A 14,080-nucleotide genomic window follows, 5' to 3' on the forward strand; every position below is an offset into this window, starting at 1 on the left:
TATCATTTATTTATAAAGTGGTCCAAAAACCTCACAAGCTCTATAATCTGATCCTTCTGAATCCATGCCAAACGCAGCCCAAGTTGCTGGCCTGAACAAACGATCAGATGGTACATTATGCATACAAACAGGGATACGTAGCATCGATGCCATCGTAATCAAATCATGACCAATATGACCATAACTGATCGCGCCGTGATTTGACCCCCAATTTGCCATAACTGAGTATACATCTTTAAATGCTCCCTCTCCAGTTAATTCAGGCACAAACCATGTGGTTGGCCATGTTTTATCAGTACGTTCATCCAGAACTTTATGGACTTTTTCTGGAATATCGATAGTATGCCCTTCAGCAATTTGCATTACAGGACCTATACCTTTTATTAAATTAATCCTGCACATAGTGACAGGCATACCCCCTCTAGTTAGGAAGTTGGAAGAATATCCACCTCCTCTGAAATAATCACGATTCGCAGGATACCAAGTTGTAGCTTTCAGACAGGATTTAACCTCCTTGTCTGAAATCTCCCAAAATGGTTTCATAATTGGCTTTCCATCTTCACTTTGCTGCCCAGTACCATCTAATGTTGCCGATCCGGAATTTATCAAATGAATAAAACCATTCTTTGCATCACCTGTAGGCTTCCAGCCGCTAACACGTTTCACAGCTTCTGGCGACCAATAAGTGCGGACATCAGCAAAAATCTGAGCCGTATTCGTCAATAGATAATTAAAAGCCATCGAAACACCATTCAAGGAGTCGTTCTCGGTCGCTACCATATACGGATTTCTAACACCATTCCAATCAAATGAGGAGTTGAGGATAGCCTCTGAAAAATCCCCATTCGGTAAAAAATCAGTCCATTGACGCTGCCCCTGAAATCCAGAAATAAATGCATTGTGACCCATGGCCTCTTCAGCATGCCCCATTTCTTTAAGTTTTGGGTTACCCAACATGAGATCCCTAATAATCAAGGTCATTTTTACCACAAATTCCCAATCCTCATCCTTTTCCTTTCGATTTTTGACCTTATGCTTCTGATTATAGTCTGCTCCTTCTTTACAGTATTTTTTAGTCCATTCCAATGCTCGGCCAAACTCTTCCTCATCATAAATCCCTAATTGTACCCTTCTCAATACTTCTGAGGAGTCTACATATTCATTGCGCATACCTAAGTATTCCTGGAAAAACTCTGCATTTACAATGGAACCTACAATACCCATCGAAACTGAACCAATTGCCAAGTAACTCTTTCCACGCAAGAAGGCAACCGCAAGACCAGATTTGGCAAAAGACAATAATTTGCCTCTAACATCCTCCGGAATAACAGAGTCACCCATATCTTGAACATCATGACCGTATATACTGAATACTGGCAAGCCTTTCTGGTTGTGTGCTGCAACTGTAGCTGCCAAATAAACAGCCCCAGGACGCTCTGTCCCATTGAAGCCCCAAATGGCTTTTGGACGAATAGGATCCATATCCATCGTCTCAGAACCATAACACCAACATGGAGTTACGGATAACGAAACACCAACATGGTCCAAATCAAACTTCTCCTGGCAATCCGCAGCTTCCTTCACCCCACCAATACAACTGTCTGCAATAACGCATTGTACAGGACTTCCGTCCGGATATTTTAATTCGGACTCATATAATTTCGCCACAGCTTTCGCCATGTTCATTGTTGTATCTTCCAAGGACTCCCTAATGCCGCCCCAGCGACCATCAATAATAGGTCTAATCCCAATTTTTGGATATGTACTCATTTTCTTTTTAGGTTTAGAATGCAGACTGAATGTCTTGAACTGAAATATTAAATAACTTGGTTAACAAAATAGAAACCTGCTCTTTATCCCCCATAAAATGATAAACATTATGGCTGTGGTCTAACTTTTCAGAAGGCTTTAGAAATGCTGCAGGAGATACACTCTCTATTTCATAGAATGGACCCATTTGACCACCATCTTCCAAAGGCCCATCATTATAGGCATTGACGGCATCGCCAATAAAAGGATCCTTCTTAGTAGTCCATTCTTGGTTAAGGTAGGTCTTGCCTGAATCTATGGTGAATTTAGTAACTGTTAAAATACCATTAGCTAAATCATAACTCCCTGCAATGGTCTTCGCCCTTTGTGGAGATAACCCAAGTTTGCCCCTCGATTTACCATCAGCCTTAAAATATAAAACACCATCCTTGTAGGAAATACGGTCTTTATCAATTTCTCCAAAATAATCGGTAGTCGCAATCTTACCCTGAGCAGTTTCCTCATAAGGAACCAAAATAACAGTACTATCGGTAGGCATAAACATGTCTAAACTCCATAAACATGGCGCACCAGTTTCTTTAGTCCATGCTTCTTTGCCAGTATTGGTAATGCTGTTCAGTGTACTGAAACCAACTGACTTTATTTTGTCGCTTAATTGAATCCCTAAATCAGACTCAATCTGAGAATTGCTCAACATCTTGATATCACGATTCAATTTCATTGTTAATACAGTTCCAGCATAATTCTTGAGCTCCGTATCCTTCTCCATCTTGGCAGAACTGCCATCAGCAGATATTAACTTCCAGGATTCAGTGTCAATGGATGTTGGCGTCTTCCAATTTTCGTAGACCATCTCCTTTCCATTTTCAAAATACAAGGAAAATGGCCCTCCTTCTGGACCCAACCATAAACGATCCTCACCGCCATAAGCATTCATATGTGGGTCAACTGGCGCCGAAAATGCCTTATAGTTAACCCAGCCAAAACTCTTCCCATCTGGCCCATCTGCAGTCGATGTAAAAACTTTACCCTGATATTTAGGCGATACAAGAATTTGACCTAGACCACTTTCATTACTGAGAATCAAAACACTATCGTATTTTTGAAGGAATTCTAGATCATATCCAAACTGCCCTTCTTTGTATGTTGTGTTCACTGTATCTTGTTTTGAAGTTTCACCTTTCTTATTTTGTTGACAAGCCGTCAGTAGAATACCCGACGACAAACCTATCAATGCAAATGCAAGTTGTTTTTTCATAGAATATTAGTTTACTTCTAAATCATTTTTAGCAGGTAAATTAGGAAATTTACCGTGTGGCTCTGCTTGATACCAATAGGCTACTGAAATCATATCTGATTTTTGAGGAAGGTATCTCCCCTCGGAACGCCAACCTAAATCTTGAATCGTAACTTTCAGGTCTCCATCAAATCTAACGGGATCCATTACATGCCAACGGTACATACCAAATCTTTGCTGAGATTCATATACACCATCGGGCCTGATTACCTGATGCAAACCAGCATATGGGGTAGAATATTCTTGATATTGTCTTGTGGACTTATTTTCGAAATTATAAGAACCGCAAAAATAATCCTCAAGACCAGTCCCAACTATAGTCGCATAATCCTTGTCTCCATCCATAAAGAACTTGATTTCACCTTCGCCCCACCATCCTATATTGTTCACTCCAACAGCTAAATAGGTACCCACATATTGACCTTTTCCTTTAATACCATCTATAATCGTATGCAAAGAACCTTGAGTAGGATTTGAACGGCGATATTGCGCATGGAAATAAGCCTCATCTTCAGGAACCTCTGTAACAGCGTAATCAATCTGATAATATAGATTCATCGGCTCGCCAGAAATGTTTTCCATCGTAATTTTACAGCTCTTACGAAAGGGCATCTTCCAATAAGAATTAAATGCACTTCCTGGATTTACGGTCATTGCAATAGAATTCAATGGCGCAAATCTATGCCATGCCATCCCGAAAAATGGACCAACAGGTGATTCAACTGAGGGTGTAGATTCACCGTCCCAATAAATCCTGAAAATCGTATGATTCCAGTTTCCAGTCGGCGTCATCCACATATGTTGGATTACTCCTGATTCGTTAATCTCGGCCATTGTAAAAGTTTCTCCAGGCTCAATAGTGACATAAGGATTTACCTTCCAACCTACACCAAGCTCACGTGAAGCATGATGTGCATTCGCAATATTTCTTTGTCCTTTTTGCTTCGCTGGATCGGCCATTCCACCCCTGCCCTTTTCGCCTGTAAAGTTCTCCGGACTTATTGACCTCGTCTTTGCATTGGAAAGCTTAGACAAGGTCCCCATATTCATATCAATACCGTTAAATTGTTGTTGTTGCTGGGCATAGGTCGTACCACATAGCAATAGAGATGCAATTAATAATTTTATTTTCATGATTTACGTATTAGTTGATTATTCTAATATTTAATTGATATACATATCTTTTAAAATGCTATCCTTATTAATCTAGATTGAATTGAAAACTTTAGTTTAACGATTAAGCACAGCGCTTTGAACATTGGCTCCCGTAAAATTAAATTAAAATAAGTCCTATTGCATTTTCAGTTTATAATTACACAATGTTAATGCTTAATCGTTTAATATCAAAATAAATTGTAAAATTTTTTATTCGATAATCATTAAAGATAAGAGAAAATTCAGGTAATAAATACAGGCTATCGTTGCTTCACTTCGTAGAAACAACGTCAAGAACATAAAGTTTCGTATTTGTAACAATTTTTAATCAAAAAAAAGAGCTGCTCTTTCAAAGCAGCTCAATTGAGTTTTACTAAAGGTTGATTATAAGTATTTTAGTCATTGATCAATGATCGATCTAAATGTACATATCCACCATCTACATGAACCAATTGGCCTGTAGTGTGGCTTGATCGGTCAGACAATAAGAAAACAGCCATATTGGCTATCTCTTCAACAGTCGTCATCCTATTTTCTAAGGGTATCCGACTTGTAATTTTATTTAATGTTTCTTCAGGATTAGGTATGGTCTTAATCCAATTTTCATACTGTGGAGTCATCGATTCTGCAACTACGATCGCATTTACACGAATATGATAGGGCAACAATTCGACAGCCCACTCTCGGGTTAATGCATTACGACCACCATTGGAAGCCGCATATCCAGAAGTTCCTCCCTGCCCCGTTTCTGCAGTTTTAGAGGAAATATTCAAAATATTTCCTTTGCTCTTTTTTAGCTCTGGCAAACAATAATGTGCCATTAGAAAATAATGAACCAAACTGTTGTGCAAAGACTTAACAAATGAATCATAATCACCGCTCTCCAAACTAACACCATCGTTCAATCCCGCATTATTAACTAAACCGTCAATTCGACCCAATTTGGAAACAACCTCTTCCACAGCTCTTTTACAGTCTTCAGGAAGTGTAAGCTCTGCTTGAACAGACAAAGACTTAAATCCTTTCTCCTCAAGTTCTTTTGCTACTTCCTCATTGTCTTTCTGTTTCCTACCAATAATAACTGGAATAGCACCCTCTGAAGCTAAAAGCTCAACAATACCTTTCCCAATTCCTTTTGCACCCCCGGTCACCAAAAAGACCTTATCTTTTAAATTTAAATCCATAAAAACTAACTTAAACCGTAGAATTTCACAGCATTATCACCCCAAAATCCCTTTAATTCTTCTTCCGTAAATTTATCTAATCGATGCTCTACGATATGTAATGAATCTTCGTAATCCCCAGCTAACAAACAAACAGGCCAATCAGAACCAAACATGATTCTATCTTTGCCAAAACTTGCAATAACATGGTCTAAATATTCAGCAAAATGGTCTAGCTTCCAATGTTTCCAATCTGCTTCCGTAGACAGTCCCGAAATTTTACAATGAACATTTGAAAATGAAGATAATGCCACAATAAATTCTGCCCATTCATCGAATTCCTGAGATTTAATTGGTGGCTTCGCAATATGATCCAAAACAAAAGCTTGATTTGGATTTGCTTCAACACATATTAAGGTACTCGAATAATGCCGTGGCCGAATCAAGAGATCATACGTATAATTAAACTTCGTAAGAGACTCGATGCCACGCAAAAACTCATCCCGAACAAGAAATTCAGGATCATCCACTCCTTCAACTATATGCCTAAAACCTTTGATTACCTTAAATTTTGAAAAATCAGTTAAGTAATCGTCAATGCGCTCTGATCGTAAATCAACCCATCCAACTACACCTTTGATTAATGCATATACTTGAGATAGTTCAACCAAAAATTCTGTTTCCCGATGGGTTTGATCTGCTTGAACAGCAACTACACCATCAAAACCCAATCCTTTTAAAGTCCCTGATATATCATTTGGTAAAAAATTTCGTTGGATTTTTGCCATCTCATCCGTAATCCATGCATCTTTTACGGAGTCATATAACCAAAAATGTTGATGAGAATCTATGCGCATGTCGTTATATTAAGACTTTTGGAAAGCAATGACCTCCTGGCGTTGTTCACCCAAATAATCAGCTCCTAATTCAACAATATCTCCTGGTTGCAAGTAAATTGGAGGGTTAAATCCTAAACCAACCCCCGCTGGAGTACCCGTAGAAATAACATCTCCTGGCAATAAGGTCATAAATTGAGAAACATAGGATACAACGAACGGAACGCTAAAAATCAAATTAGAGGTATTGCCATCTTGATAGGTCTTACCATTTACCTTCAGCCATAGTTTCACATTGTTGATATCTGGAATCTCATCAGCAGTAGTCATATATGGACCCATTGGCGCAAAAGTATCACAGCCTTTGCCTTTATCCCATGTTCCACCACGCTCAATCTGAAACTCACGCTCGGACACATCATTATGCAATACGTATCCAGCAACATAATCTAATGCTTCAGATTCTTCAACATAAGAAGCTTTCTTTCCGATAACTATACAAAATTCAACCTCCCAATCGGTCTTCTCAGAGTTTCTAGGAATCATCACCTGATCGTTCGGACCAACCAATGCTGTAGTAGATTTCATAAATATAATGGGCTCCGCCGGAATCTTTGCACCAGTCTCTTCAGCATGGTCTTTATAGTTTAAACCAATACATACAATCTTTGATGGCCTTGCAAACGGCGCACCTATCCGAGTCCCCGCAGGAACCTCAATTAATTTACCTTCATTGGCCTTAACAAACTCCTCTAATCGCTCCAGACCAGTGTCCGCAAAAAAATCCTCATTAAAGTCCCCACCAAATGCAGAAACATCATAATTTTTACCATCGATATGAACACCGATTTCTTCCTTTCCAGGCTCTCCGAATCTTATTAATTTCATTTATTTTAGTATTGTGATATGAGATATGAGATTTGAGAACTTTCATAGCTCAAATCCCAAATCTCACATCGAATTCACACTTTATATCTCACATCTCACATCTCATATCTCACATCTCATATCTATTTCACCCATCCAATCCCACAAACTGTTCTTTGTCTTATGTCTTATGTCAAATGTCTTTTCCACCCTTCCTATCCCACATCTCACATCTCACATCTAACATCTCACATCTCACATCTCACATCTAACCTCAATTGTTCAACTTCACAAATCCCCCATCGATAGCGTAATCATTACCAGTGATAAATGACGCATCATCTGAACAAAGGAATAACGCTAATTTAGCAATTTCTTCTGGCTCCGCCATCCTGCCGATGGGTTGTGTTTTCGATAATTTTTCGAACATTTCATCTTCCTTGCCAGGGTAGTTCTTTGCGATAAAACCATCTACAAAAGGAGTATGAACACGAGCAGGTGAAATAGAATTCGACCTGATATTATCCTTCAAGTAATCTTTTGCAATAGATAGGTTCATGGCATAAATAGCACCTTTACTCATTGAATAGGCAAATCGATCTGGAATACCTACCAACGAAGCAATAGAAGCTAAATTTAAGATGGCGCCACCTCCATTTGCTTTCATAACAGGAACGACCGCAAATAAAGCGTTATAAGCACCTTTCACGTTCACCTCATACACTCGGTCCAAATCTTCCACAGAACAGCCTTCTAGGTTGCCAACATGCGCAATTCCGGCATTGTTTACCAACACATCAACCCTGCCGATCTTCTCAACCGCAGCCAAAACCTCTTCTTGCTTACTTACGTTACAGGTATGAACCTCACATTTACCCCCCTCAGCCTCAATTGACAATTTGGTTTCTTCGCCCCCGGCAGGATTCAAATCCAATATATGAACAGTAGCTCCTTCTTTTGCAAACAAGGTCGAAATAGCTTTTCCAATGCCACTCCCTCCACCAGTTACAATAGCAACTTTACCATTTAATTTTGACATAATATTTTATATTACAATATCTTAAAACATTTATATTAAAGTGATACACCACGTCTCCAAGGAATAAAATCATCCTGACCTAACTGAACAGCCTTAGCAATTCGGTCTCCACTTGCCACGGAAATTACATATTCCAATATTTTATGAGCCGCTTCCTCAATCGTTTCTTCTCCATCAATAACGGTCCCACAGTTCAAGTCAATTGCATCATTCATTTTGTTGTAAACTTTACTGTTTGAAGCAATTTTAATCACTGGAGCAATAGGATTTCCTGTTGGTGTCCCCAATCCTGTAGTAAACAAGACAATATTGGCTCCCGCAGCAACCTCGGCGGTAGTGCTTTCAACATCGTTTCCTGGCGTACAAAGCAAATTTAAGCCTGGACCGTTGGCCAATTCTGGGTAATCTATCACCGCAGCAACAGGTGAAGTACCCCCTTTCTTGGCTGCACCTGCAGATTTAATAGCATCCGTAATCAATCCGTCCCGTATATTCCCCGGTGATGGATTCATATAAAATCCCGAACCGTCTGCTTCAGCCTTCGCATTATAAGTCCGCATCAAATGGATAAACTTCTCAGCAGTAGCTTCATCAATACAGCGATCACTCAACTCCTGCTCTACACCACATAATTCAGGGAATTCAGATAAAATTACAGAACCGCCCATCGTTACAATCATATCGGAAAGAAAACCCAATGCAGGGTTTGCGGATATCCCTGAAAAACCATCAGACCCCCCACATTCCAAACCAATGCACAATTTGTCCAATCCAGCTTCTTCACGCTCTTGCTTATTTGCCTCCATTAAGCCTGTAAATGTAGATTTGATTGCCTTTTGCATCAATTCCTGTTCTGTACCCTCAAATTGTTGTTCAAAAACAAACAATGGCTTGTCAAATTCAGGATCTCTTTTGGCAATTTCAGTCTTTAAGATAGATGCTTGCGCATGTTGACAACCCAAACTCAGAACAGTGGCGCCAGCAACGTTTGGATGGGTGATATATCCAGCCAAAAGTCCACAAAGGGCATCTGAATCCATCCGAGTACCACCACAACCCATATCATGATTCAAGAATTTGACCCCGTCAACATTCGGAAAAAGCCTCTTACTCTCTTTATTAGCCCTAGCTGCACTTAAATCTACAGCCAGCAGGTCATCAATAGAAGCCCCACCTTTATATCTAGTTATCAGCTCATCAACCTCATCAGAATAATCTTTCGATTCAACCTGATAACCCAATTTTTCTTCCAAGGCCGACTTCAGCGTAAGCACATTTCTGTTCTCGCAAAACACCAAAGGAATTACCAACCAATAATTTGCCGTTCCTACAGTTCCATTACTTCGGTGAAAACCTCTGAAAGTACGACCTTGAAATGCGGAAACATCTGGCTTCGTCCATTCCAATTTTCTATTCCCTAATTTAAAATCATCTGCAGCATGTCTTAGATTGTTCACATCTAGTAACTCCCCCATTTCTAATGGCTCATTTACCTTTCCAACCAAAACACCATACATATAAATCTCATCGTCTTTTTCCAAAGCATCAATGGTGAATTTATGCTTGGCAGCAACAGCTCTCTTCAATACGATATCTTTCCCTTGAAATTTCAAAGAATATCCAACTGGCAAATCTCTAAGTGCTACCAGTACATTGTCTTTTGGATGGATTTGTAAAAATTCCAACTTCTCTTTTTCCATCTTTTTAAAGTTCAAATATTTGTTTCATCATCACCCATTTCTCCCCGGGTTTAGAGCCTGGAATGGATTGTTGATATTTCCACATCAATTGCTCCCAAACCTGAACGGCAGGATTCCCTGCATCCATTTTATCTTTCCTTTCAAAACTAAAGGAATCATCTACCTCCATAATCATAAACAACCGATTACCAAAACGATATATATCCATAACCGTAATTCCAGCATCGGTAATTGACTTTTTTATCTCTGCAGAAACCCTGGTATGATGGTCTTCATATTCAGCAATCATTTTTGGATCGTCAACCAGATCCAATGCCATCGCAAATCTCTTATTATTCATAATCACTAAATCAATGTCCTTGTTTAACAGATACCTGATTGCTCTTGTTTTGTGTTGCAAATAATGCCACAACAAAGAAACAAACCAGAACAACGAAATACCCATATTGCATATGTCCTGTCAAATCTGAAATATACCCCAAAACTGGCGGAAGTAAAGCTCCCCCAACAATAGACATAATAATTAAACTTGAGGCTGACTTCGTATCCGCACCAGTCCCTTCTACCCCAATTGCAAAAATCGTAGGAAACATGATAGACATAAAAAAGGCGATGGCAACCATACTATAAAGTGTGACAGCTCCAGTCCCAAAAATACAAATCAAGGTAAGACCCGCCGATATAATAGCATAATAGAGAAGCAGTTTAGAAGGCGCAATATATTTCATGAAGAATGTCCCAATGAACCTACCTAACATAAACACCAACCCCGCTACACCAGCATAATATTTTGCATCTTTGGCCTCTATTCCGGAAACTTCCACAGCATAAACTATTAGAAAGCTCAAAACACATACTTGAGCACCTATATAGAAGAATTGAGCCAAAACCGCCCAAGCCACATTTTTATGCCTTAAAGCCTTTAAAAACCCGGTCTCTTCCTCTTCTTCTTTTACTTCTGGTAACTTTATAAAAAAGAAAATAAGTGCCACAACAAGAATAATCAACCCAAGGATTACATATGGTCCTTTTACGACTGCCGTCTCTGCCTGAATATAGGCCAAACGCTCTGCATCGCTCAACGCCGAAACCTGATCCACCGTAAGTGGATCTTCGGTCAAAATAAACTGCCCACCTACAATCGGTGCAACAAAAGCAGCTAAGCCATTGAACGATTGAGCAAAATTTAAACGCTGGGTCGCAGTATGAGGATCCCCCAATACTGTCATATATGGATTAGCAGCAGTTTCTAAAATCGTTATCCCGCAAGCAACAACAAATAAAGCCGTAAGGAAAAACATGTAACTCATCGTATTTGCAGCAGGAACAAAAAGAAAACATCCAACAGCAAAGAGAACCAAACCTACCAATATCCCCACTTTATAACCATATTTTTGCATAATCAACCCTGCAGGAATACCCATCACTAAATAGGCAATAAATACCGCAGAATCTACTAAAGATGCCTGCAAATGGGTTAAACTAAATGCACTGCGTAAATGCGCAATTAATATCGGATCGAGATTGTGAATAAACCCCCAGAAAAAAAATAGGGAGGTGATTAAAATAATAGCAACGGTATTACTCCGATTGTTCATAGTGGGATTATAATTGAAAATCTAAATAAGGGATATTTTTATACAATATATTGAACTATCTTACCAATATTATAAACTATTTTACCATAATACTCCTTTATTATTCATTTTTTATGAATAAATTCGACAATTATGATAATCAAACAACTTGCCGTACCAAAATCATCCAATCAAAGCTTTCAGATGCGAAGGGATTATTTCCCAAAACATCAATCAATTTGGCATTATCATGAAGAAGTAGAATTAGTATTGGTAAAAAAAGGAGCAGGAACCTTATTCATAGGTGACCGAATCAAAAATTTCCAACCTGGAGGATTAGTGCTGATACCTCCACAGGTACCACACTATTGGCTATTTGATGAAAGTGAAGGCACAGAAGAATCTGATGAACCAATAGATTGTTTTGTTATTCATTTCAAAAATGACTTTGGAGTCGAAAAATTCCTGAATATCCCTGAGATGAACAACATCAAATCACTGCTAATTCAATCAACTCGTGGAAAATACATCGAATTAACTGAAAACAACTATATCGTAAAACTAATTATCGGATGTCTAGAATCCACCGGCATTACAAAATTGTTCAACTTATTGGAAGCCTTAAACCTAATAAATGATCTTGAATCTGAAGAGTTGATTTCTGAAAACTATTCGATCCTTAATTATTCTGAAGATCAATTTCGGATGAACAATCTCATGAGTTATATTAGAGAAAATTATAAACATAAAATAACCTTGAATGATTTGTCCAAAGTAGCTGGAATGACCGAAAACTCTTTCTGCAGGTATTTTAAGCAGAAAACTGGAAAAACACCGGTCCAATTTCTGAATGAATTGCGAATATCACACGCATGCTTTCAGCTCAGAAACAACAAAATGAGCCTTAAAGAAATATGTTACGACTCCGGATTCAACAATTTCGTCAGTTTTCACAAATCATTTAAAGCAATCACGGGAACAACGCCGACACAATTCAAAGGTTAATATTTCTGTAAGCATTTCACCACTTTACTAAAGATTCAATTTTGAGGATTTAAGGTAAATCATATTTTTGCGGTCATTATTTGAATATAAATGAATAAAGTCTACCAGTTTTTAAACCTCCATTTTGGAGAGGAAGCAAAAGATAAAGTATTAGAAAATGTTACATCGAGCATTTCCTTCAGGGGTGCAAATGTTTGGATTTTAGCATGTGCCATAGCCGTAGCATCTGTGGGTCTGAATGTGAATTCTACAGCGGTTATTATTGGTGCCATGTTAATCTCTCCATTGATGGGACCTATTGTAGGAGCTGGTTTTGCTTTGGCTATTTATGACTTTGATCTATTGAAAAAATCGATCAAAAATCTAGCAATCGCAACTGTAGTAAGTCTTTTTGTTTCATTCTTATATTTCTTATTGAGCCCTTTCAAAGAGGCTCAGTCTGAATTATTGGCCAGAACCGCACCAAATATCTATGATGTTTTAATCGCTTTCTTTGGTGGTCTAGCTGGTGTTATTGCCCTTACTAGGGTTGAAAAAGGAAACCCAATCCCCGGAGTAGCCATTGCAACGGCTTTAATGCCTCCTCTATGTACCGCAGGATACGGCTTGGCAATCGGCAATTTCAGCTATTTTGGAGGAGCATTATACCTCTATACAATCAATTGCTTCTTCATCTGTATTTCAACATTCCTCATCGTAAAACTGCTGAAATATCCAAAAGTAAAGTTTGTAGACTCAGCTCGAGAAAAAAGAATAACCAGAACTATTACAACTTTGATCTTGGTAATCCTGATCCCTAGCTTCTATTTAGCTTACCAATTATTACAAGAAAAGAAATATTCACAAAATGTCGACGCCTTCCTTCAAGAAGAGTTCATAAACAAAGGCTATACATTGATTTATGAAAAAACATCCTTCAATAGCAGACCAAAGAAAATTGAACTCGCTTTCTTGGACAAGAAATTCGCTAATACAGAAATTGAAGACCTCAACAAAAAACTAACTGACTACGGTATCACTAACACAAACCTAGTGATCAGACAGGATAGCACCGATTTAAAAAGGGACATTCTGGCGGAAATCAGCAAACAATCCAGAAATGTGTCCGAAAAAGACGTAACAATTCAGAATCTAAGAACTGAACTGTCCACATACACCTTCAATGATGCAGAATTAATCAAGGAAATTAACATCCTTTTCCCAGAACTCGCTCCATACAGCATAGGCAAGCAATTAGTAGTTGTAAACCCTGACAGCAGTTTCCACCAAAATATCATTACATATAACGCCCAAAAACCGCTGAACGATAACACAACACTGAAACTACAAAAATGGTTAGAAAACAAACTAGGAACTAAAAGCGTAAGGATCGTCAGAGCAAATTAACGGCTGTAACTTGCCGATGCTGAAAACAATCCGCAACAGAACGGAACTCTCATAGCAAATTCTATTTCCACTCACACACCCCCATCGGGGGTCAAATGCCGTAGGCATGAAATACCTCTTAAATACCGTAGGTATGTAATATCTATAGAAATGAAAATCGCGTAAAACACCAACACCGTAGGTGTGGCATGTTTGCTAAATTCCCTGCTATAATAGTGTCACCCCTAGCGGGGTTGTGCTATTATTTAAAATCAAATTTCACCCGACACAACCCCGCTTGGGGTG

12 protein-coding genes are annotated in these 14,080 nt (G+C 38.7%); 2 read left to right on the plus strand and 10 right to left on the minus strand.

Features of this window, described 5'->3' with window-relative positions; all coding sequences use genetic code 11:
* Nucleotides 1–6: 6 nt before the first annotated feature.
* The 10 genes from CRT24_RS11740 to fucP all read right to left on the minus strand — a co-directional run bounded on the left by CRT24_RS11740 (nucleotide 7) and on the right by fucP (nucleotide 11,425).
* Nucleotides 7–1,770 (minus strand): L-fucose isomerase, encoded by a 1,764-nt coding sequence (locus CRT24_RS11740; RefSeq protein WP_099371421.1) that lies wholly within the window; start codon nucleotides 1,768–1,770, stop codon nucleotides 7–9.
* Between the two features lie 13 nt (nucleotides 1,771–1,783).
* Complete coding sequence (locus tag CRT24_RS11745; protein WP_099371422.1) at nucleotides 1,784–3,028, minus strand: DUF6786 family protein; 1,245 nt, start codon at nucleotides 3,026–3,028, stop codon at nucleotides 1,784–1,786.
* A gap of 6 nt (nucleotides 3,029–3,034) precedes the next feature.
* On the minus strand, nucleotides 3,035–4,201 hold the full coding sequence (locus CRT24_RS11750) for a glycoside hydrolase family 172 protein (protein ID WP_099371423.1): 1,167 nt from the start codon (nucleotides 4,199–4,201) through the stop codon (nucleotides 3,035–3,037).
* 416 nt (nucleotides 4,202–4,617) lie between these two features.
* On the minus strand, nucleotides 4,618–5,406 hold the full coding sequence (locus CRT24_RS11755; RefSeq protein ID WP_099371424.1) for an SDR family oxidoreductase: 789 nt from the start codon (nucleotides 5,404–5,406) through the stop codon (nucleotides 4,618–4,620).
* 5 nt (nucleotides 5,407–5,411) lie between these two features.
* Complete coding sequence (locus CRT24_RS11760) at nucleotides 5,412–6,242, minus strand: amidohydrolase (RefSeq protein WP_099371425.1); 831 nt, start codon at nucleotides 6,240–6,242, stop codon at nucleotides 5,412–5,414.
* Nucleotides 6,243–6,251: 9 nt separating this feature from the next.
* Entirely contained in the window at nucleotides 6,252–7,109 is an 858-nt protein-coding gene (locus CRT24_RS11765) for a fumarylacetoacetate hydrolase family protein (protein WP_099371426.1), read from the minus strand.
* A 253-nt stretch (nucleotides 7,110–7,362) separates the two neighbouring features.
* Nucleotides 7,363–8,127: an SDR family NAD(P)-dependent oxidoreductase gene (locus CRT24_RS11770; protein WP_099371427.1), complete on the minus strand. Its 765-nt coding sequence runs from the start codon at nucleotides 8,125–8,127 to the stop codon at nucleotides 7,363–7,365.
* 35 nt (nucleotides 8,128–8,162) lie between these two features.
* The gene (locus CRT24_RS11775) at nucleotides 8,163–9,827 is read right to left on the minus strand and encodes a UxaA family hydrolase (RefSeq protein WP_099371428.1); all 1,665 of its coding nucleotides are present in this window, start codon (nucleotides 9,825–9,827) and stop codon (nucleotides 8,163–8,165) included.
* 4 nt (nucleotides 9,828–9,831) lie between these two features.
* On the minus strand, nucleotides 9,832–10,167 hold the full coding sequence (locus CRT24_RS11780; protein WP_099371429.1) for an L-rhamnose mutarotase: 336 nt from the start codon (nucleotides 10,165–10,167) through the stop codon (nucleotides 9,832–9,834).
* 10 nt (nucleotides 10,168–10,177) lie between these two features.
* A complete protein-coding gene (fucP, locus tag CRT24_RS11785; protein ID WP_099371430.1) occupies nucleotides 10,178–11,425 on the minus strand; it encodes an L-fucose:H+ symporter permease in 1,248 nt (415 codons plus the stop codon).
* A gap of 132 nt (nucleotides 11,426–11,557) precedes the next feature.
* Here fucP and CRT24_RS11790 point away from each other — a divergent pair, with 132 nt between their 5' ends.
* Nucleotides 11,558–12,409 (plus strand): AraC family transcriptional regulator, encoded by an 852-nt coding sequence (locus CRT24_RS11790; RefSeq protein WP_099371431.1) that lies wholly within the window; start codon nucleotides 11,558–11,560, stop codon nucleotides 12,407–12,409.
* A 90-nt stretch (nucleotides 12,410–12,499) separates the two neighbouring features.
* The gene (locus CRT24_RS11795; RefSeq protein ID WP_099371432.1) at nucleotides 12,500–13,795 is read left to right on the plus strand and encodes a DUF389 domain-containing protein; all 1,296 of its coding nucleotides are present in this window, start codon (nucleotides 12,500–12,502) and stop codon (nucleotides 13,793–13,795) included.
* The last annotated feature ends 285 nt before the right edge of the window (nucleotides 13,796–14,080 follow it).

Origin of the sequence: Sphingobacterium sp. 1.A.5, from assembly GCF_002734235.1 — a bacterium.
Taxonomy (GTDB): domain Bacteria; phylum Bacteroidota; class Bacteroidia; order Sphingobacteriales; family Sphingobacteriaceae; genus Sphingobacterium; species Sphingobacterium daejeonense.